This window comes from Lysinibacillus sp. LK3 (assembly GCF_001043675.1).
Lineage (GTDB): Bacteria > Bacillota > Bacilli > Bacillales_A > Planococcaceae > Lysinibacillus > Lysinibacillus capsici.
In genome coordinates this window covers 1-21,226 of sequence record NZ_LDUJ01000009.1, presented here as the reverse complement: position 1 = coordinate 21,226, position 21,226 = coordinate 1, and the positions used below count along the sequence as shown (strand labels likewise).

General features: G+C 38.6%; 19 protein-coding genes and 1 pseudogene. 11 read left to right on the top strand and 9 right to left on the bottom strand.

Annotated features, from left to right (window positions below):
* Window positions 1–113: 113 nt before the first annotated feature.
* The gene (locus tag VK91_RS06230; RefSeq protein WP_048391764.1) at window positions 114–896 is read left to right on the top strand and encodes an enoyl-CoA hydratase; all 783 of its coding nucleotides are present in this window, start codon (window positions 114–116) and stop codon (window positions 894–896) included.
* A gap of 52 nt (window positions 897–948) precedes the next feature.
* On the opposite strand, the gene VK91_RS06225 is transcribed toward VK91_RS06230, so the two are convergent.
* Complete coding sequence (locus VK91_RS06225) at window positions 949–1,134, bottom strand: YhzD family protein (RefSeq protein ID WP_036075853.1); 186 nt, start codon at window positions 1,132–1,134, stop codon at window positions 949–951.
* 259 nt (window positions 1,135–1,393) lie between these two features.
* On the opposite strand from VK91_RS06225, the gene VK91_RS06220 reads away from it, so the two are divergent.
* From VK91_RS06220 to VK91_RS06205, 4 genes are all read left to right on the top strand, one after another.
* Window positions 1,394–2,608 carry a DNA repair exonuclease gene (locus tag VK91_RS06220; RefSeq protein ID WP_048391762.1) on the top strand — a complete coding sequence of 405 codons (1,215 nt, stop codon included), beginning with the start codon at window positions 1,394–1,396 and terminating at the stop codon, window positions 2,606–2,608.
* Between the two features lie 4 nt (window positions 2,609–2,612).
* Window positions 2,613–5,501, top strand: a complete 2,889-nt coding sequence (locus tag VK91_RS06215; RefSeq protein ID WP_048391760.1) for an AAA family ATPase — start codon at window positions 2,613–2,615, stop codon at window positions 5,499–5,501.
* Window positions 5,498–6,433 carry a 3'-5' exoribonuclease YhaM gene (gene yhaM / locus VK91_RS06210; RefSeq protein WP_048391758.1) on the top strand — a complete coding sequence of 312 codons (936 nt, stop codon included), beginning with the start codon at window positions 5,498–5,500 and terminating at the stop codon, window positions 6,431–6,433. Before VK91_RS06215 ends, yhaM begins: the two co-directional genes overlap by 4 nt.
* Window positions 6,434–6,598: 165 nt before the next feature.
* Window positions 6,599–7,903, top strand: coding sequence for a methyl-accepting chemotaxis protein (locus VK91_RS06205; RefSeq protein WP_048391756.1), 1,305 nt, complete (start codon window positions 6,599–6,601; stop codon window positions 7,901–7,903).
* Window positions 7,904–7,966: 63 nt separating this feature from the next.
* On the opposite strand, the gene VK91_RS06200 is transcribed toward VK91_RS06205, so the two are convergent.
* Entirely contained in the window at window positions 7,967–8,947 is a 981-nt protein-coding gene (locus VK91_RS06200) for a peptidylprolyl isomerase (protein ID WP_048391754.1), read from the bottom strand.
* Window positions 8,948–9,090: 143 nt separating this feature from the next.
* On the opposite strand from VK91_RS06200, the gene VK91_RS22385 reads away from it, so the two are divergent.
* A complete protein-coding gene (locus VK91_RS22385) occupies window positions 9,091–9,195 on the top strand; it encodes a YjcZ family sporulation protein (RefSeq protein WP_004230765.1) in 105 nt (34 codons plus the stop codon).
* Between the two features lie 500 nt (window positions 9,196–9,695).
* Here VK91_RS22385 and VK91_RS06195 read toward each other — a convergent pair whose 3' ends face one another.
* The 5 genes from VK91_RS06195 to VK91_RS06175 all read right to left on the bottom strand — a co-directional run bounded on the left by VK91_RS06195 (window position 9,696) and on the right by VK91_RS06175 (window position 12,792).
* Entirely contained in the window at window positions 9,696–10,241 is a 546-nt protein-coding gene (locus VK91_RS06195) for a DUF3267 domain-containing protein (protein ID WP_016992098.1), read from the bottom strand.
* A gap of 205 nt (window positions 10,242–10,446) precedes the next feature.
* Complete coding sequence (locus VK91_RS06190; protein WP_004230760.1) at window positions 10,447–11,007, bottom strand: HTH-type transcriptional regulator Hpr; 561 nt, start codon at window positions 11,005–11,007, stop codon at window positions 10,447–10,449.
* A 157-nt stretch (window positions 11,008–11,164) separates the two neighbouring features.
* Window positions 11,165–11,560 carry a YtxH domain-containing protein gene (locus VK91_RS06185; RefSeq protein ID WP_048391751.1) on the bottom strand — a complete coding sequence of 132 codons (396 nt, stop codon included), beginning with the start codon at window positions 11,558–11,560 and terminating at the stop codon, window positions 11,165–11,167.
* Window positions 11,561–11,693: 133 nt separating this feature from the next.
* The gene (locus tag VK91_RS06180) at window positions 11,694–12,230 is read right to left on the bottom strand and encodes a tryptophan transporter (protein ID WP_048391749.1); all 537 of its coding nucleotides are present in this window, start codon (window positions 12,228–12,230) and stop codon (window positions 11,694–11,696) included.
* A 148-nt stretch (window positions 12,231–12,378) separates the two neighbouring features.
* Window positions 12,379–12,792, bottom strand: a complete 414-nt coding sequence (locus VK91_RS06175; RefSeq protein ID WP_048391747.1) for an HIT family protein — start codon at window positions 12,790–12,792, stop codon at window positions 12,379–12,381.
* 104 nt (window positions 12,793–12,896) lie between these two features.
* Between VK91_RS06175 and VK91_RS06170 the strand changes: the two genes are divergently transcribed.
* Together VK91_RS06170 and VK91_RS06165 are read left to right on the top strand one after the other, a co-directional pair.
* Entirely contained in the window at window positions 12,897–13,646 is a 750-nt protein-coding gene (locus VK91_RS06170) for an ABC transporter ATP-binding protein (protein ID WP_048391745.1), read from the top strand.
* Window positions 13,630–14,811, top strand: a complete 1,182-nt coding sequence (locus tag VK91_RS06165; protein WP_048391743.1) for an ABC transporter permease — start codon at window positions 13,630–13,632, stop codon at window positions 14,809–14,811. Before VK91_RS06170 ends, VK91_RS06165 begins: the two co-directional genes overlap by 17 nt.
* A gap of 67 nt (window positions 14,812–14,878) precedes the next feature.
* On the opposite strand, the gene VK91_RS06160 is transcribed toward VK91_RS06165, so the two are convergent.
* On the bottom strand, window positions 14,879–15,397 hold the full coding sequence (locus VK91_RS06160; protein WP_048391740.1) for an antibiotic biosynthesis monooxygenase: 519 nt from the start codon (window positions 15,395–15,397) through the stop codon (window positions 14,879–14,881).
* Between the two features lie 233 nt (window positions 15,398–15,630).
* On the opposite strand from VK91_RS06160, the gene hemE reads away from it, so the two are divergent.
* The 3 genes from hemE (at window position 15,631) to hemY (ending at window position 19,193) form a co-directional block, all read left to right on the top strand.
* Window positions 15,631–16,680: a uroporphyrinogen decarboxylase gene (gene hemE / locus VK91_RS06155; protein WP_048391738.1), complete on the top strand. Its 1,050-nt coding sequence runs from the start codon at window positions 15,631–15,633 to the stop codon at window positions 16,678–16,680.
* A 156-nt stretch (window positions 16,681–16,836) separates the two neighbouring features.
* Entirely contained in the window at window positions 16,837–17,757 is a 921-nt protein-coding gene (gene hemH, locus VK91_RS06150; protein WP_048391736.1) for a ferrochelatase, read from the top strand.
* A 14-nt stretch (window positions 17,758–17,771) separates the two neighbouring features.
* A complete protein-coding gene (hemY, locus tag VK91_RS06145) occupies window positions 17,772–19,193 on the top strand; it encodes a protoporphyrinogen oxidase (protein ID WP_048391734.1) in 1,422 nt (473 codons plus the stop codon).
* Window positions 19,194–19,331: 138 nt separating this feature from the next.
* Here hemY and VK91_RS23315 read toward each other — a convergent pair.
* A pseudogene (locus VK91_RS23315) lies at window positions 19,332–21,226 on the bottom strand (S-layer family protein); the annotation flags it as partial.

Here is a 21,226-nt window from a genome sequence, read left to right as displayed (position 1 = left end):
ATTCGTCCTTTAATATAGCATAACAGGAGCAATTTTGCTTAGAGAGAAGGAGTTTTCTAAAAAAACACGAATTATACATAGTGAATGACTATTCATATTTGGGGGTTATAGAGATGGAATTTTCAACGATTACATTAGAAAAATTAGAGCGTCGAGCAACCTTAACATTGAATCGTCCACAGGCGATGAATGCAATGGATGATGTCATGATGCGTGAACTTGCAGAATGCTTTGAGGCTCTACAGCAGGAAAAAGATATTCAGGTGCTTGTTATTCGTGGAGAAGGAAAGGTCTTTTCTGCGGGTGGTGATATAAAAGCAATGCTAGATGAAAGCAAACCACTGAATATTGATGAGGCAATGGTTTATCTGACACGTATCGTGAAGGCATATTATCAGCTACCAATGATTGTGATTGCAGCGGTTCATGGTGCATCAGCAGGTTTAGGATTTAGTCTAACACTAGGGGCAGATATTATTGTAGCCTGTGAAAATAGTAAACTTGCTATGAATTTCATTGGAATTGGACTGATCCCAGATGGGGGCGGTCATTTCTTCATGAAGGAGCGTGTAGGTACTGTTAAAGCGAAACAAATGATATGGGAGGGAAAGGTATTAACAGCAAAAGAAGCATTAGATGCAGGGTTAATTGATTATATTGCACCAGAGGGCACTGTATTTGCAATGGCAGATCAGGTGGTGGGGAAAATGCTTGCATCCCCGATTTCTTCCATGATTACAACGAAAAAAATTCTACATGCACAAAATATGCCACAGCTAGAAAATATCTTAGCATTAGAGGCTGAGGGCCAGTCTGCAATGCGTAAAACAACAGATCATGTCGAGGGCATTCATGCATTTGTAGAGAAAAGAACGCCTGTCTTTGTAGGCAAATAAAAATAATAAAAGGCGCGTAGCAAACCATTGACTACGTGCCTTTTATTAGCCACTAAACATGGAATAAAATTAATTTACCTGAAGCGTTTACAAGACGATGAGTTTTATCGGCAACACCTTTTTCCTCAATTTGTTGTTGTCCATTTAGTTTAGCAGCCTCATCATTTTCAAAAGTCCAAGTTTCATCAAACAATGTTTCCCCTGTTTTTTCAAAAGCTGTAAAACGATAATTCTCCATACAGACCCCACCCTTTTACTTGAATATATTTCTATTATACATAGAAGATTTATAAACTTCACGGTAAAACTAGTGAATTTTTTGATAAATTACGAAAATTGTGGAAAAAGTAAGGCAATGTTGTTTTTTTCCGTAATAGCATTTTTCATCAAACATGAGTTATGATAAAATAGAACAAATATTCGGTTTTGAATAAACAACATATTATTACTTTGGTTTTGTACTAAAGAGAGAATTATCTACTATTTGAGGTGATTGGATGTCAGCAATTCGTTTTTTCCATATGGCAGATTTACATTTAGATAGTCCATTTAAGGGCTTATTTGGTCTACCCGAACCCATTTTAAAGAAAATACGGTCAAGCACTTTTGAAGCGTTTGATAAAATTATCCTTAAAGCGATTCAGGAAAAACCTGATTTTTTACTAATTGTTGGGGATATTTATGATGGTGAAAATCGTAGCTTGCAAGCACAACGAAGATTTCAAGATGCAATGGAGAAGCTTTTTCAACACAATATCCCTGTCATTGTGAGCTACGGAAATCATGATCATTTAAATGGTACATGGACACGCTTTTCTTTACCAAGTAATGTCTATGAATTACCAGCTGAAACGAGTGTAGTTCAATTAAAAATACGGGGTCAACAAGTGAATATATATGGTTTTAGCTATCCTGAACGTCATTTAAAGGAATCTGTTATTGAAAGCTATCCAACTGCACATGATCAGCATGCCATTCATATTGGTATGCTTCATGGCAGTGAGGCAGGCAATACAACACATGATGTGTATGCCCCTTTTACAAAACAACAGTTACTTGAAAAGAACTATCATTATTGGGCGCTTGGCCATATTCATAAACGACAGCTTTTACATCAAAACCCTCCAATTGTTTATCCAGGCAATATTCAAAGTCGACATCGTAAAGAACAAGGAATGAAAGGCTTTTATGATGTTACGCTATCCAAAACATCGACTGAGCTTGATTTTATCTCTACCTCTGCTGTTGTTTATAGCACCATTGAGGTGGATTGTACGAATGTGGTACACGCCAATGAATTATTGAAGAGATGTGCAGAAGCTATTACAGCTAATAGGAAGAAGTATGGCGCATCGGTAGTAGAGCTTCATTTGCAAAATATTGACGAACAAACGGAAGCTTTATTTGAACATGCAACAGTAGATGCATGGTTAGAGACTATTCGAGAGGCTGAGGAAGGTATTGACCCAATGTGTTGGGTACAAAAAATGGTGTTGCAAAAGGCAGCGAGATTTTATGAGCATACAGCAACAACTCAATCCGTTGTGAGCTTAATGGAACAATGGAACAGTAATGAATGGAAGGATATTCTAAAAGATTTGTACCAATATGCTGGTGGTGCGAGGCTGATAGAGCCACTTAGTGAAAAGGATATTGAGAACTTAACCCATCGTGCACAGACATTATTAGCAGAAGAAATTCAAAGGGCGTGATTACATGCTGACAATACAGAAAATCCAAATTTATGGCTTTGGTAAGCATGAAAATATCTCCATTTCGTTAAATGATGGTGTCACTATTTTTTATGGATTAAATGAAGCAGGAAAAACGACGATACAGCAGTTTATACTACAAATGCTTTTTGGTTTCCCAACAAGGCAGCAGATACAGCGCAAATATGAGCCGAAAATTTCAACGAAATATGGAGGTCAGCTGACACTTTTACACCCTATTTATGGTCAATGTACAGTTGAACGTGTGAAAGGAAAGGCTGCTGGTGATGTTACTGTCTACCTAGAGGATGGAACGACGGGGCAAGATGAGTTGTTAGTAAAGCTTTTATATGGATATTCTAGCGCATCCTTTGAAGCCATTTTTTCTTTTTCGCTGCATGAACTACAAGGTATTGAAAAAATGTCTGAAGAGGAGCTAACCCATTTGCTACTTGCCTCAGGTACAACAGGTATTCAGTATTTATCCGCACTTGAAAAGAAAATGGATAAAGAGGCTAGTGAGCTGTTTAAAAAGACAGGTAAAGTGCCATTGATTAATCAAAAGATTGAACAACTAAAGCAGCTTGAGCGGACAATTAAACAGGAACAGGTGAAGATTCAAACCTTTGAGGATAAATTACAGCAATTACAATTACTTGAGCAAAATTTACAACAGCTATTTGGTACGCAAAAACGGCAACAGCAACAATGGCAGCAATTAACTATTCAAAAGCAAGCACTCCCTCTCCTTAAGCAGCAACAGACATTGCAACAGACAATGACCAATTTTCAACATGTTCAGTTTCCATCAGAGGGTATCAGACGGTATGAGCAGGTAAAGGATCGTCTGTTACATGAAAGTCAGCAACTGATGCAATTAAAGGAGCAGCATCAAATATTGCAGGAGAAAATACTTGCAACAGTGGATGAGCAAAAGGTCAATGAAATGGCTTACCTTATGCAAAAAGAGGCAACATGGCACCAGCTAATGGTGAAAGAGCAAAATTTACAGGATGATCTATTTTTGCTCGAACAAGAAATTGAAGCACAGTTTCGTTTACTAGGTGTAACAGAGAAAGAAGCACAAGAAAATCTTTTGAACGAAACAGTTTCACTTCAACAGGAGCAACAATTTCAGCTTCAATTAAGTAAATTAGACGAGGCGGAGGAAGAGCTAAAATTTCATCTACGTTCACTAGAGCAAGTACACCTAGAATTAGATGCAATAGCCAAACAGAAGCAACAGCTAATGCGTGAGTCATTAACAAGTGAGGAAGAACATATTTTAGCACAATGGCCTCAACAAAAGCGGAGGCTTGAGCAACTACGTTCTGCCAAATCGCAACGCAGTAAGCAGAAGCAGCCTCATGACTTTATCTGGCTTGTACTACTGATTTGCTTCATGTCGTTTGCTTATGGTGTATTTGAAAAAAACATAGTTGTAATTCTAATTGGAGCAGTTTTATCATTGCTAACTTTTTTGTTTATTCGATATGTTAAGCAAGCAAATGAACCTACTAATAAAGAGCATAGCATCCTCCTACGGGAGTTAGAGCAAGAGGAATTGACAGTACAAGCAGTTCTTGCAAAGAAGCAAAGATATGAAGATCGCTGGTTGCACATCAATGAACAGCAGAAAGAGAAGGAGCAGCAATATACTTCTCTTGAATATAAAATTCAACTAACGGAGGTAGAGAGTGAAGAGGCCACTCAAACGCTCCAACATTTTTTAAAGCGTTATCGCTTACAAGGAACGATAGCCAGATCGCTAATGCCCGAATTATTTATGCGTATTCGTGGTGTACAAGAATTAGCAGCTAAAAGAAACAGTACCTCAAGTCTGTTGCAAGAAACGCAGGTAGAAAAGAACAACATTTATGAGCAGCTTCAACGGGTTTTAGAGGGAGCCTATAATGAACATGAAATTTATATGCATTTACGAACAGCCTACCTTGAAGCACAACAGCAACAGCAACAAGCACAGCATGCAAAAGATCAGCTAGCCAGCGTTCAAATAAAAATAGAAGGTGGACAATCAAGAATGGATCGTTATACTGCTGAAATGTACGAGCTATTCAAAGAAGCAAAGATCCAAAATGAACAGGCTTATTATGAAATGCATGAGCAATTTGAACAGAGAAGAAAAATTGAGACAGAATTGCAAACCGTCCAGGCTCAATTATCTTCACTCGATCTTCAACAGAAGGAAAATCTGATTGAGGACTCTGTTAGCGAACGCATATGTGCTTTAGAACAAGAGCAGCAATCATTGCAACTAGAAATTGATCAATGTCTGGAACAACGTGCTGCTTTGCTAATGGAAAAAGAACAGCTATTAAATGATGAAAAGTATGGTCAATTACTTCAACAGTTTGAGCAGGAGAAAACGGAATTGCAGCAGTTAATTGAGCAGTGGGCAACTAAAAAAGCTGTGGCGACAGCTATTCATGAAACCCTATTCCGTCTTCGTGAAGAAAAATTACCTCATGTCCTTGAAGAGGTAAATGCTATATTCCGTTTACTAACAGGAGGAAACTATGACAAAATTTCGATTCATGAGGATGGTTATTTTGTAGCGCAGGATGCTGCTGGGATACGTTATCAAATGGTGGAGTTGTCCCAGGCTACCAAAGAGCAAGCTTATATTGCATTGAGAATGGCTCTAGCAAAAACCCTAGTGAGCGCTGCACCATTTCCAATGATTATGGACGATCCTTTTGTCCATTTTGATCGAAACCGCACAGACAAAATGGTACAATTAATGAAAGAAGTAGGATATGAACGTCAAATTTTATATTTTACTTGTCATGACACAATGCTCAACTATTGGCAAAAAAACCAGATTGTCGATATAGGAGCATTAGCAAATGAAAGGGGAGTGGCGTCAACATGAAAGGGATTACGACGCTCCAAGTTGGAGAAGTAGTTGATCAATTTTTATTAATAAAACAAGCGACAAAAGGGGTTACAACCGTTGGGAAGCCATTTATGTCGCTAATATTACAAGATAAGAGTGGGGATATAGAGGCAAAGCTATGGGATACGAATGAGGATCATGAAAAGATGTACCATGCGGAAGCCATTGTACGTGTTGGCGGAGAGATTCATGACTATAGAGGAAAGAATCAATTGCGTATTAAATCTATCCGTGTTGCTAAGCCAGAGGAAGGAATTGCTATTCACGATTTAGTGCCATCCTCTGCAACACCAAAAGAACAACTATATGAAGAATTAACGCAATTTTTCTTTGACATTAAAAACCCTAATATCTCACGGATTACAAGAGCAGCAATTAAAAAACATCAAGAGGCTATTTTAGTTTTTCCAGCAGCGACTAAAAATCATCATGACTATGCATCAGGTTTATTAGATCATATGGTCTCCATGCTCAAACTAGGTAAAGCCATTGCTGACCTATATCCAACATTAAATCGTGACTTATTATATGCTGGAATTATTTTACATGATGTAGGCAAGGTTGTAGAGTTATCAGGCCCAGTTGCCACAATGTATACAGTGGAGGGCAATTTATTAGGTCATATTACGATTATGGTAAATGAAATTGCTAAGATTGCTAGTGAGCTTGAAATTGAAGGTGAAGAAGTCATGCTGTTGCAGCATATGGTATTGTCACACCATGGGAAAGAAGAGTGGGGTAGCCCGAAAAAACCTATGATTCAGGAAGCAGAAATTTTGCATTATATCGATAACATTGATGCAAAGATGAATATGTTAACAAGGGCATTAGGTAAAACGACACCGGGCGAATTTACAGAGAGACTCTTCCCACTTGATAATCGTTCATTCTATAAGCCTACTATTTAAAAAGCAATATCAATCGTCCCATAAACTAACGTTGCTGTCTAGCTATTCGATATTAATTTCTCTGAGTCTAAGTATTCATATATTTAATTGTAGTGCCTAACTATTGTACCAATGTGAATATTTAATTTAGAATAGAGAGAGAAATTATAGGAATGGGGAAAAGTAATGGATACAGAGGGACTTTTTTCACGGAAAATTAAGTTTTGGAAAAGTTTAATTTTCAAAATGATACTAGCTATCGGCATAAGTTTATTTATTAGCTCCCATATTTCAGAATTTGTTAGTCGTCAATTCGAGAAGGTAGTGCATTTGAATGGAAGTGCTGGGGTTGCCATTAATACATTTATTTCGTTATTTATTGGCACAGTAATTATTTCGTTATGTACAAGGTATATTGTCTTAAGGCGTGTAAAGCGTGTGTTAAATGCTATGACCCAGGCTGCTGATGGCGATTTAACTGTTCGTATTGATGATCGATTAAAAGATGAAATTGGTCAATTATCGACTGAATTTAATCATATGCTAGAACAAATTGGGACGGTCATTGAAAAGACGAATAAAGCATCGACAGATGTATCAACCTTTACAAAGGAATTTACAACGATTACCGAACAAAGCAGTCAAACAGTTGAAACTATTTCGGGTGCCATTGGGGAAATTGCCTCCAGTGCAGAAGGACAATTAAGGCAAATGGATTTATTATCTGAATCAGCACATTTAATTACTAAAGATATGGATCATGCATCTTCTGCTATACAGGAAGTTGCCTCAATAGCAAATGAAACGAACCAAAAGGCTGATTTAGGATTACAGTTAATTGAGCAAACGATTGCAAAAATGAATACCATTAATGAATCTGTTCATCAGTCAACTGCAGTTGTAAATGCTTTAGGCGAAAAATCGAAGGAAATCAGTACGATTGTAGCGTTGATTACAAGTATTACAGATCAAACAAACTTGCTTGCATTAAATGCATCTATTGAAGCAGCTCGTGCAGGAGAGGCTGGAAAAGGCTTTGCAGTAGTAGCAGATGAAGTAAGAAAGCTAGCAGAGGAATCTGGAAAGGCTGCAGATAATATTCGAACATTGGTGGATGATATCTTAAACCAAACCTCCAGTGCTGTTTATGCTATTAATAGCGGTACACAGTTTGTGGAGGAAGGCCGTGAGTCTGTTGAACAGACAGGCGATACCTTTAAAAATATAGTCGTATATTTGCAACAGATAAGTCATCGTACAACGGAGGTAAAGGATATTGTCTTGCGTGTCAATGAGAAAGCTAGTCAAACAGATGAGGCTGTAAAAGAAGTCGTTGGCATAGCAAATGGTACATCTTCGGGCATACAGCATATTGCTTTATCTATCGAGCAACAAAGTGCTTCTAATGAGGAAATAGCAAGTGCTGCAAATGTTCTTCAGACAATGTCAAATGACCTACAAACTGAAATTAGCCAATTTAAAGTAAAATAGAGTAAAAAAGAGAAGCATCTGATGTATCAGGGTGCTTCTCTTTTGTTATATACTAGACTCTAATTATTTAGATTCCTTGTCAGTATCTTCTGCTTTATCTTCGGAATCCTCTTTTGGCGCATTTTCTTCAGCTTTTTTAGCTGCTTCTTCAGCTGCTTTTGCTTGTTCTTCACTTGTTGTTGTAAAGAATTTAAGCGGTTCTTTTAAATCTTTATCAGATGTTTTCACATCGGCATCTTTAGCCATTTTTGCAACGATATCTTTAAGAATCGTTTGAGCTTCACCAGTTTGGTTCAGTTTACTTAACATAGTTGAACGAATGTTTTCTTCTTCGTCTTTAAATGAACCAACACCTTTTACATCACGCTTGTCCGTAATTTCAATTACATGGTAACCAAAGCTAGATTTTACTGGTTCACTTAATGTATTTAATTCAAGAGCATAAGCGGCATCGTTAAATTCATCTACCATTGAACCTACAGAGAACCATCCAAGCTCTCCACCTTTTTGAGCAGAGCCAGTATCTGTTGAGTACTCTTTTGCAACGTCCTCAAACTTAGCGCCACCCTTAATTTTTTCAATTACTTCTTTTGCTGTTTTTTCATCTGCTACTAAAATATGACGACCATTTAATTCTGTTTTCATTTGCTCGTAGTATTTTTTCACATCTTCTTCTTTAATGGCTTGATCTTTTAAAGCTTTTTCTTGAAGAAGTTGAACACGTAAAGAATCTTTAAAGCCCTGTTCTGTTAAACCACTTTCAGCAAGCGCTTGTGTAAAGCCATCACCAAATTGTGATGCAGTTGTGTCATACGCTTCTTTGATTTCTTTATCTGTTACTTCATATTTGTCAGCTAAAACTTTTTCAGTCACCATTTGCTGCATTACATATGAGCCTGTTAAAGCTTTTGCCTTTTCATTAAAATCAGCTACTGAAATATCGCCCACTTTAGAAGTAACGATTGCTTTGCTGTCTCCGCCGCTACAAGCACCAAGCGCTAATACAGATGCAGCTAAAGTTAAAGATAAAACTGTCTTTTTCATAGTGGATATTCTCTCCTAACATGGTTTCGTCCATTTTTTACTATAACATAAACGTTTTAAAAACAAAATGGTTCCCCCTTGAGTATTGCCTATATTTCAAATTTTGAAGCGCATAGGATATAGAAAAGAAAGGGGGTGAAGTTATGGGCAACGGAGGATACGGTGGCGGTGGCTACGGCTCAGGCTTTGCTTTATTAGTTGTGTTATTTATTTTATTAATTATCGTTGGTGCAGCGTTCCTATACTAATTAATAAAACAGCGAAAAGCTAAGAGCTTTAACTCTTAGCTTTTCTTAACAATGTTAGACATTCGCGCCGCACGCCTTGGTTCTAAACAATTTATTTGTTTAGTAAAAGTTGTTGCATGGGGGGCTCGACTTATCTTCAAGCGTGCGGACGGGCGCGGATGGTGCACATGTTTTGAAAGGGGCTTTTCAAAAAAGCCCGAAAAAATTTAGATTCCATTACGCCGAGGCGTAATGGAATTTTCTGTTAAACTGCATATAAAATTTCAATGTAGAATGAGACAAGTAGGATAGTAATAAGTATATTTATAGTTCGGAATATTTTTGGTTGGTTTTCTTCGGGAATTTCACGTCGCATGCATAGAGCATATGTCATGCGGTTAATTTGAAATAAATAGAATACCGAGAATAGAACTACAATCATTAATAGCAAGTCTATTCCTCCCCTCTTTCAATAGTAATAGCATAACAAAGAACGTCAATAAAAAACAAGTACAAGCAATTTAGTGAACGGTCGGTGGAACTAAAATTTCATAGCCTTTAGGTGTTTCCTCTATTTGTGAATTTTTAGGTGAATTCAAGAGATACTTTACGTAAAGGATATCAATCAGGCATAGACTACAGTGATAGGCTAACAGCAATGTCCCATAATGGGTATAGGCTGGTAAAAGCCATGTTCCAACTATAATACTAGTATTTAGAACGATAAAAGGCGTAAGTAATGCTAAGATGTATCGATTTTTAGATAATGGCTCTCGAATTCGCATGTGTAAAACAGGAATTATATAAAACTGACTACGTACACGTAATTTTAAATGTTGGCGTAAATCAAATAGGGCCACAAAGTGCAAAAATTTGTGAATGGGATAAAGTGTTAGCACAGCTATCACAAAGAGCCAGAATAGTCGATCTGTATAATGCTCTTCATTAAATAAATTAAACGTTACATACGAAACAGAAAAGACCAATAAAAAAGTAATGACACCCATTATAATAATACGCGTAGTACCGTAATGATGTTCTAAATTTAAAATTTTCCAGCAATGCATGGTTTTTTATCAACTCCGAATAGGAAGTGTCCTATTTAATGTAAATTGAATTATGTTAGAATGCAAGAAAAAGGAGGTACTTCAGAAATATTTCTGAAATACCTCCTTTCACATGACTCATTCCTGAATGAACAGTAGTATAACTCATTTTTGTTCAACTTATAAATAATTGCAGGAAAAATTATGTGCAGTTTGAAGCTTCGTCTTATCCTTTTACAGGTGTGCGTTCTTCTAGTGTGTCAAAGGAATCACGGAAATGTTGGAAAGAGCGTTCGAAAATATCGATGAAATCTTCACCATAGATATTACGAATAACAGCCATTACATCTAAAAAATCAGGGAAACGGCCATATAAATCTTTTAATGCTAATGATCCTTCCAGTACGGAATGATACGTATTATGGTAGTTTTTATTCATCTCTATAATGAGCTCTGTGCCAGCTTCTGTAAGTTCAACATACGTATTACGTTTATCGTCATCACGCTTGGAAAACTTAAGAAAGCCACGCTCTTCTAATTTTTTGGAGAAATTAAATGCTGTAGAAACATGCATCACGCCAAATTTCGCAACATCAGAAATGGAAGCGCCTTTTAAATGGTATGAAATCCATAAAATATGGTGTTCATTAATATTTAAATCATAAGGTTTAATCCATTGTTGCCAATCCTTTTCAACCGCTTTCCACAGCGCTTTTGATAACTGTGCGATTCTTTGACTATAAAGCATCGCTTCTTTTTGTGTATATAATTCCTCTGACAAAGCCATCACCTACTGCTTTCTTTCACATTTTTAAAAATATTATAGCAGTAAAGGAAAAAAGTTTAAAGTTAGAAAAATTAAAAAATTGAAAAGTGGCTAAAAAATAATATTATAGCAATAGTTTTTGATAAAAATACAGATTATCTAACTATCGATAAGGACTTTAGTCGCTAACTTTTTCTTGAGGTTTTTTCTTATTTTCTGTAATTTGTGCAATGTTTTTCTCGATTTCGCTTATCGAATTCTGTAAAGCATCTAATTCTTGTTGTAAATTATTTTTCGTTGGTTCGATTTCTTCAGTAAAAGTCGTAATTGTTTGCTTTAAATCATTTATTATTTGTGGGATATTATTTTTTACTTCATTTGTTAATGTATTAACAGATTGTTTAACAGTTCCTACTTGTTGTTTTACATCAAGGAGCATACCCTTTGTTTGGTCAACATTTTGTTTAACAGAAGCACGTAGCTGTTGCCCAGATTGTGGCGTGGAGAAAAGCACAGCGATTGTCCCACCGATAATTCCTGTCGTTAGTCCAAGTAAAAATGGTTTTGCTTTCATATTAGATACCTCATTTCTAGTCATGTTTATTTACTATTAAACCATGAAATGCACCAATACAAAAAGAAAAAGAAACTAAACGAGTGATTTGACCGTCACAGTTTAGTTTCTTTTGATTATTTAAAGTGTTTATTTATGAAATTTGAGAAATAGCTGTATTGAATTTAGAGCGCTTCACTAATTTTGAAACAATTGGATAAATAATGGCAAACGCAACAACGTTAAATACGACAGCTGGAAGGACAACGCCAATAAATAGCATCGCAAACGTCGCGCCAACATTTGCATTAAACACAAAAAGCGCTACTGCTAAGAAGACAGTTCCTGAAAGAATTGTTCCCAAGCCAACTAAGACAGCAGATACGGCGAAATGACCTGCCAGTTTTTTGAGAATGATTAAAGCAGCTAAAAATACAAAACCAGTAACAGCTTTATCAATAATATTTGGAACTAGACCTGCTGGGAATGTTGTAAATAAACCTGAAAGCACCCCTGTTGAAAGAGAAAGTAGGAACGTTTCTTTCACTGTTGGGAATAATAGAATACCAATAAACATCATGGTTAACATAAAATCAGGCTTCATCCCATTCACCATTCCTGGTGTAACCACATAAAGTGCAGCACCGACACCTACTAACAGTGCCATTAATACTAAATTCTTTGTATTCATTTGAATCTCTCCTCGACTATGCTAATCTATTTGTCTCCTAACGTGTCCTCTTGACCGCTAGCGAAACTTATTTGTGATTGTACGCTAAATTTTAAAAATTTGCAATACAGCATTCTGAACATTCAGATGTTAATATATTACAAATGGCTTATAGATTGGCTTTAATACTTTCTGCTACTTCTGACAACTGCTCTGGTGAGTACTTTTGTGTTTGCCAAATTAAGCCTAGCCCTTCTTTTTCATCGTAACGCGGAATAAAATGTAAGTGGTAGTGGAAAACAGTTTGTCCAGCTGCAGCACCGTTGTTATTAATGGTATTCAAACCAATCGGCTGAAATGCTGCTTTAATTGCATTTGCAATTTTTGGTGCCACAGCATATAGATTACGAGCCACTTCCTCTGGCATTTCAAATAAATCTTTGCAGTGATGCTTTGGAATTAATAGTGTATGGCCTTTTGCAACAGGTGAAATGTCTGTGAATGCATAGACATGATCGTCTTCATAAATTTTTGTACTTGGAATGGAACCATCAATAATTTTGCAAAATAGGCAATCGCTCATAAGAATTTCCCCCTTAACGTATATGTAAGTACATTCTATCATACTCAAACCTGTATCATTTGCTAATTTTTGATAAAATATAATACAAGAAGAGGAGTGAGAATATGTCAGTATTAGAGGTACAGCATGTGACAGGTGGTTATACAAGAAAACCTGTTATTAAAGATCTATCTTTTACGATTGGAGAAGGTGAACTAGTTGGCTTAATCGGCTTAAATGGAGCTGGGAAAAGTACAACGATTAAACATATTATAGGAACAATGTTGCCAAAGGAAGGGGACATACGTCTAAATGGTGTAACATTAAAGGAAGATACGGACAAGTATCGTACAGCCTTTTCCTATATTCCTGAAACCCCTGTATTATACGATGAGCTAACATTAAGAGAGCATTTAGAATTAACTGCAATGGCTTACGGTATTGACAAAGCAACACTCGATGCTCGTTCTGATGTACTGTTAAAAGAATTTCGAATGGAGAAAAGATTAAATTGGTTCCCTTCACATTTTTCAAAGGGAATGCGTCAAAAAGTTATGATTATGTGTGCCTTTTTAGTGAATCCAAGTTTATATATTATTGATGAACCTTTTGTGGGATTGGATCCATTAGGTATTCAATCGTTATTAGATCAAATGGATGAAAAGAAAAAAGAAGGCGCTTCTATATTAATGTCTACACATATTCTATCAACAGCTGAAAAGCATTGTGATCGCATTATCTTATTGCATGAAGGAAGAGTTCGAGCACAAGGAACAATGGCTGATTTACGTCAATCATTTGCTATGCCGTATGCGACATTAGATGACCTCTATATTGCTATGACAAAGGAGCGGGACCATGAAGAACTTGCGTGATGTATGGTCCTCTCGCTTCATGCATTATATAGGAGAAGTACAAAAATATATGCAATTTATTTTTACAGGGCATATTGCTATCGTACTTGTATTTCTAATAGGAGCAGGGGGCTATCAATATAGCGAATGGCTGAAAGTTGTTCAAACAGACTTTCCAGCAGAAGTCCTGATAGCTGTTATCATCGGGATTTTATTGGCCTTTAGCCGTCCGACTACATTGTTGAGAGAGCCAGATCAAGTATACTTATTACCTTTAGAATCAAAGATGTCTTTGTACTTCAGCAAGGCGTTGGCTTGGACGTTTTGGTCTCAGGTGTGGATTGTAGCGATTGTCTATATTGTTAGTATCCCTTTATTAAAAGCCGTGACTGAATTAACAACGGTCGAAATATGGACAATATTTTTACTTACTATTGTGTTGAAATATCTAAGTGTTCGAGGAGAATTCAGCTATCGTTATAGTGAACGAGGGCAGATGGTTTGGGTGGATAGGTTTATTCGAGCTGTCATTTTTGCAGCTGCTATTTATATGGGGCTCCATGCACAGTTGTTATTAGCAGTAATCGCGACAGTTATTAGTGTTATTTATATGATAGTCTTTAGTAAAAAATCAGTTGGTGAACCAGTGCCGTATGAGCATTTTGTCAAGCTTGAACAGAATCGTATGATGAGCTTCTATCGTTTTGCAAATTATTTTACAGACGTACCTCATTTACACGGTAGCATTCGGCGTCGAAGCTGGATGGACTGGCTCTATAAATTTGTACCATATGGTAAGGAAAATGCTCAAAAGTACTTGGTATTTCGTACCTTTATTCGAACAGATGACCATTTCTATTTATGGGTACGCCTTACTGCTATTTCAGCAATCATTGCAGCATTTGTAGATATTCCTGTCGTTACATGGATTGTAGCAGGTGCACTCAGCTTTGCGACAACTATTCAGTTAAAACAAGCTCTGTTATCCAGCGGCGAATTTCGAATGGACATGCTCTATCCGTTACCAGATCATGCTCGTCAACTAGCTGTGAAGCAAATTGTGCGTTTAGCCATGATTACACAAGCTATTGTTGTGGGCTTATGTGCTATGACACAACCAATGTTTTATATTGCCTTTATCATTGTTTTGGTAATTAGTGAATTAACGTCGAAGGTTTCAAAGTAGAATAGAATACTAAAAAGCTCATTTACCAATGATATTGTTGGATAAATGAGCTTTTAATTATTTAAACTTATTGTGAATCTTCTTCTTTCGGTATAGCACTATAGGTTGTTACATAAGAAGCTGCTGAGAAGATGTTTTGCTGGCGTATCCCAGTTGAATCATCTCTTCTAGCATGGGCAGTTTCATAGGCTTTAGAGCTCTTCCATGCGTCAAATGAATGAGGTCCATGCCATTGAGTCATGACAATGTAAGTATCACTCTTGATAGGCCTTAATAAACGGAAGGCAACAAAGCCAGGCTCGTTTTCAATAGCGCGTGAACGTTCTAAAAAGCGATGCTCGAAAACTGGTCTTCCTTCATCTGTTACAGGAATATTGTTGAAAACAAAGAAACCGTGTTCCTCTAAATCATTTACTGAATCTAGCACTTCAAATTTACGAGGTGTCGCAAATACTGTTTTTCCTTCTGTTTCATGTATCAGTACAGAGTTACCTTCCCCATGAATTAAAATCATATGTTCATTAGGATACTTATTTTTTACCTGTTCCAAAAAATCGCCAGTACCAGAAGTTAAATAAATATACATGAATTTATCCTCCTTATGAATCTTACTAATATAGCGTGATTATACCCTTTCTGGCGTAAGTCTAACGCTCCGCTCAAAAAGAATATGCCGAGAAAGAACAATTTTATGACATTTCACTAGGAAAACTATACAATAACAGAGGAAGCGTTTACTATTGGAAACGGATATCAATAATAAAGGAATAAACATGCGATTTTTTATAGTAAGAATTTAACGAGGGGAAGGAACTATTCATGACAACTTTTAATGATACACTTCTACGTGCTGCACGTGGAGAAAGGACCGCACATACACCAGTTTGGTATATGCGTCAGGCAGGACGTTCTCAGCCAGAATACCGTGCCATTAAAGAAAAGTATTCCTTAGAGGAAATTACACATCAACCTGAGCTATGTGCGTATGTCACTCGTCTACCTGTAGAAAATTACAATGTAGATGCTGCTATTTTATATAAAGATATTGTCACACCTCTCCCTGGAATTGGGATAGATGTGAAAATCAAGGCAGGTGTTGGTCCTGTTATTTCAAATCCTATTCGTTCAGTAGCGGATGTAGAAAAATTAGGTGAATTCAATGCTAAAGAGCATACACCATTTGTATTAGAAACAATCAAGTTACTTGCAGAAGAGCAATTAAATGTACCTCTAATCGGTTTTGCTGGAGCCCCATTCACACTTGCAAGCTACATGATTGAAGGTGGTCCTTCAAGAAACTATAATAAAACAAAATCATTTATGGTATCTGAACCTCAAGCTTGGTTTGCTTTAATGGATAAACTCGCTGACATGATTATTGCAGATGTAACGGCTCAAATTAAAGCTGGTGCAAAAGCTATCCAAGTGTTCGACTCATGGGTTGGAGCCTTAAATGTAGAGGATTACCGTGTATTTATTAAACCGATTATGACTCGTATTTTTGCAGAGTTGCAAAAAGAAAATGTACCATTAATTCAATTTGGAGTGGGTGCTAGCCATTTAGCAAAGGAATGGAATGATTTACCGATAGATGTTGTGGGCTTAGATTGGCGTTTACCGATTAAAGATGCACGTGCCAATGGTATTACCAAGCCTGTACAAGGAAACTTAGATCCATCCCTATTACTTGCAGATTGGTCAGTTATTGAAAAACGAACGAAAGATATTATTGATCAAGGTCTAGAAATGCCAGGTCATATCTTTAATCTTGGTCATGGTGTTTTCCCAGAGGTTGACCCAGATGTCTTAAAACGTCTTACAACACTTATTCATGAATATAGTGCTCAACAAATTCAAGCTCGTTCTTAATGGAAGTCAATCAAGCGTGAATAATATGTCCTTTTCTACATAGGGAATTTTAATTTCAATGTAGAAAAGGAGCTGTCCAGCAATCAAGATTGGGCAGCTTCTTTTTATCACATAATGTATGAAAAACATAAAACAATTTTAGAGGTGAAAAGGGTAATGAAAGAAGTTAAAGGCTTACTAGTAATGGCATATGGAACACCTTATAAAGAAGAAGATATTGAACCTTACTATACGCATATTCGTCATGGACGTAAACCTTCTGCAGAGCATTTAGAAGATTTGCGTAGCCGCTATGAAGCAATCGGTGGTTTATCCCCATTAGCTGCGGCAACACAAGCACAAGCTGAAGCATTATGTACACGTTTGAACGAAGTACAGGATGCTGTAGAATATAAATTGTTTATTGGTTTAAAACATATTCATCCATTTATAGAAGATGCAGTAGAGCAAATGGTGGAGGAGGGCATAAAAGAAGCGGTTTCTATTGTTTTAGCTCCTCATTTCTCTACTTTCTCAATTAAGTCTTATAATGGTCGTGCTGAAGAGGCCGCAGGAGGTCGCTTAAAGATAACTTCTGTGGAATCTTGGTATGACGAGCCAAAATTCATAGAATACTGGAAACAACAAGTGAATGAGACATTCAATGCAATGTCAGAAGAAGAACGTGAGACAGCTTGTCTAATTGTATCAGCACATTCATTGCCTGAAAAAATTAAAAACTTAGGTGATCCATATGAAGATCAACTAATTGAAACAGCTCGTCTTATTCAAGCTGCGACCGGTTTAAAAAATGTAGAGGTTGGCTGGCAATCAGCAGGCCAAACACCAGAGCCTTGGATTGGTCCAGATGTTCAAGACTTAACACGTGAGCTATTCGAAGAAAAAGGTTTCCGTTCATTTGTTTATACACCAGTAGGTTTCGTAACAGAGCATTTAGAAGTGTTGTATGACAACGATTTTGAATGTAAAGTTGTTTGTGATGAACTTGGTGCAAAATACTATCGTCCAGCGATGCCAAATACACATCCTTTATTTATTGATGCGATGGTAGAGGCGATTCATAAAAAATTAAGCTAAGCGAAAAGAAAGTGATGATGTTGGTGACTCAGAAAAGACGAAAGGTAGTTGTCGTAGGCGGTGGCATTACAGGCCTTACAGCTGCGTTCTATATGCAAAAAGAAGCAAGCGCAAAAGAATTGCCATTAGATATCGTACTTGTCGAGTCGTCATTACGTCTTGGCGGAAAAATTCAAACTCTAAGAAAAGATGGCTTTATTATTGAGCGTGGGCCAGAATCTTTTTTTGATCGTGAAAACTATGTCAATGATTTAGCAAAGGATCTTGGGATCGAACAGAAACTATTAACAAGTAATGCGGGTCCAAACTATATAGCTGTTGGTAGTCAGTTATATCCAATACCTAGTCATCTCTTATCTGGAGAGACACCACATATCTCTTCATTCATAACTTCAGGCTTGTTTTCACTAAGTGGTAAAGTTCGTGCGGCGGGGGACTTTTTCATTCCCCGTTCTACACAGGATGACGATCAACCGTTAGGCGCTTTTTTTAGAAGAAGATTTGGTGCTGAGATAGTGGAAAATCTAGTAGAGCCCCTACTAGCAGGTACATTTGCAGGGGATATTGAGCAGTTAAGTATGAGCTCAACCTTCCCACAGCTTTATAGTTTAGAACAACAATATCGTAGTTTGCTGATTGGTATGAAGAAGTCAGGCACGAATTTCTTAAGCAATCATCACATAGCTGAAAATAAAGGTATCTTTCAAACCTTTAGCAATGGCCTTGAAACACTCATTGAAAGTATAGAAGAATCACTACTACCGGGGACAGTGATGAAGGGTGTCAAAGTAGAGGAAATAGAGCATGGCAAGGATGGTTCAGTTCAGGTAATGCTCAATAATTTTTCACATATCAAAGCAGATGCTGTTATTATTGCCACCCCCTTTAATATGGCTGAAAAAATGTTTAGTAAGTTAAGTCTATTACATGAATTGGGCACAATGAAGGCTGCTACTATTGCAACCGTTACAATGGCCTTTAAAAAGGAACAACTAGGGGATTTAGATGCACTTTCTTTTTATGTCTCTCGAAATAGTGATTTTTCAATTACTTCCTGCACTTGGATGAATCGAAAATGGCCAGGTACTTCACCAAAGGATTTTGTATTATTACGCAGTTATATTGGTCGAGTGGGCGACGAAGCGATTGTGGCTTTATCGGATACGGAGATCGAAAAAACCGTGCTACAGGATTTACAGAAAACGATTGGTATCGATGGCGCACCTGTCACAACGGTTGTAACACGTTGGAAAAATGCGATGCCACAATATACAGTTGGCCACGAGGCGAAAGTCCTTCGTATCAAACAAGAATTACAAGAACATTTTCCAACTGTAAAGCTTGCAGGAAGCTCGTTTGAAGGAATATCAATTCCAGAATGTGTACAGCAAGGTAAACAGGTTGCGAATGAAGTATTAATGGAAATGTTCAAGTAATGCAAATCAGATAGTACAAACATTTATTATCAATGTTTGTACTATTTTTTATATTGTTACATGAAAAAGAAATAGCAAACCACAAATAGTGGTTTGCTATTTCTACTAAGAGCTGTATTGCTGATTAATGTCCTAACTCTAAGAAATTCGATGACATGACCAAACAATACCACCAGAGTTAGCGCCGCCTAGTGTAAGAGAGATAGTCAATCCATTTGCTTCATAGAACAAATCAATCGTATCTCCAGCATTTAAATTCACTTCTCCTGCTAAAGTGATTGTGCCATTTCCAAGAACTGCGCGTAAAGTTAATACAAGCGCCACATTGACATTTAGTACAGGGAACAAGCCACTAATTAAATTTGTAGTAGCATTTTGTCTAATTGCAAATGAAGGGTTTATTCCTGCTCCTAAAGTAACGGTAATAGCCGCAGCAGTGGAGTAGTTAATGGTTGCTTCAAAGGAATACCTACCTGTAGTTGGTACAGTGAATATCCCAGTTGTTGGATTGAAAGCAGGTGTTGTAAAGTATGGTGAAGCAACACTCCAGTTAGTGATTGAAGTAGATCCACTAACAGCCAACGTGTTTTTAAAGGCAGAGAATCCTTCAGTAAACGCAGGCCCAGTAGCACCCGTAGCGCCAGTTACACCAGTAACGCCGGTAGCGCCAGTTACACCAGTAACGCCGGTAGCCCCGGTTACACCAGTAACGCCAGTAGGTCCGATTGCGCCAGTCGCGCCCGTAGAACCAGCAACACCGGTAGCCCCAGTTACCCCAGTAGCGCCAGTAGGTCCGATTGCACCAGTAACGCCAGTAGTGCCCGTAGAACCAGTAACGCCGGTAGCCCCAGTCTCACCCGTAGAACCAGTCACGCCGGTAGCCCCGGTTACACCAGTAACGCCGGTAGCGCCGGTAGAACCAGTAGCGCCAGTAGGTCCGATTGCGCCAGTAACGCCAGTAGCCCCAGTCTCACCCGTAGAACCAGTAACGCCGGTAGCCCCGGTTACCCCAGTAGCGCCGGTAGCCCCAGTTACCCCAGTAACGCCAGTAGCCCCGGTTACTCCAGTAGCGCCAGTAGGTCCGATTGCACCAGTCAAGCCAGTAGCCCCAGTAACGCCGGTAGCCCCGGTTACACCAGTAGCGCCTGTAGCCCCAGTTACCCCAGTAACGCCAGTAGCGCCGGTAGAACCAGTAGCGCCAGTAGCGCCAGTAGGTCCGATTGCACCAGTAACGCCAGTAGTGCCCGTAGAACCAGTAACGCCGGTAGCCCCGGTTACTCCAGTAACGCCGGTAGCCCCGGTTACACCAGTAACGCCGGTAGCCCCGGTTACTCCAGTAGCGCCGGTAGCCCCGGTTACCCCAGTAGCGCCGGTAGCCCCAGTTACCCCAGTAACGCCGGTAGCGCCGGTAGAACCAGTAGCGCCAGTAGGTCCGATTGCGCCAGTAACGCCAGTAGCCCCAGTCTCACCCGTAGAACCAGTAACGCCGGTAGCCCCGGTTACCCCAGTAACGCCGGTAGCCCCGGTTACTCCAGTAGCGCCAGTAGGTCCGATTGCACCAGTCAAGCCGGTAGCCCCAGTTACCCCAGTTACCCCAGTAGCCCCAGTAACGCCGGTAGCCCCGGTTACTCCAGTAGCGCCAGTAGGTCCGATTGCACCAGTCAAGCCAGTAGCGCCGGTTACCCCAGTAGCGCCAGTAGGTCCTATTGCACCAGTCAAGCCAGTAGCGCCGGTTACCCCAGTAGCACCAGTAGGTCCGATTGCACCAGTAGCTCCAGTTACCCCAGTAACGCCGGTAGCCCCGGTTACACCCGTAGAACCAGTAACACCCGTAGCGCCGGTCTCACCCGTAGCCCCAGCAACGCCAGTAGCACCAGTAACGCCAGTAACGCCGGTAGCGCCAGTAGAACCAGCAACACCAGTAGCGCCGGTTACTCCAGTAGCGCCGCTTACCCCAGTAGCCCCAGTCTCACCCGTAGAACCAGTAACGCCGGTTACCCCAGTAGAACCGGTTACCCCAGTAGAACCAGTTA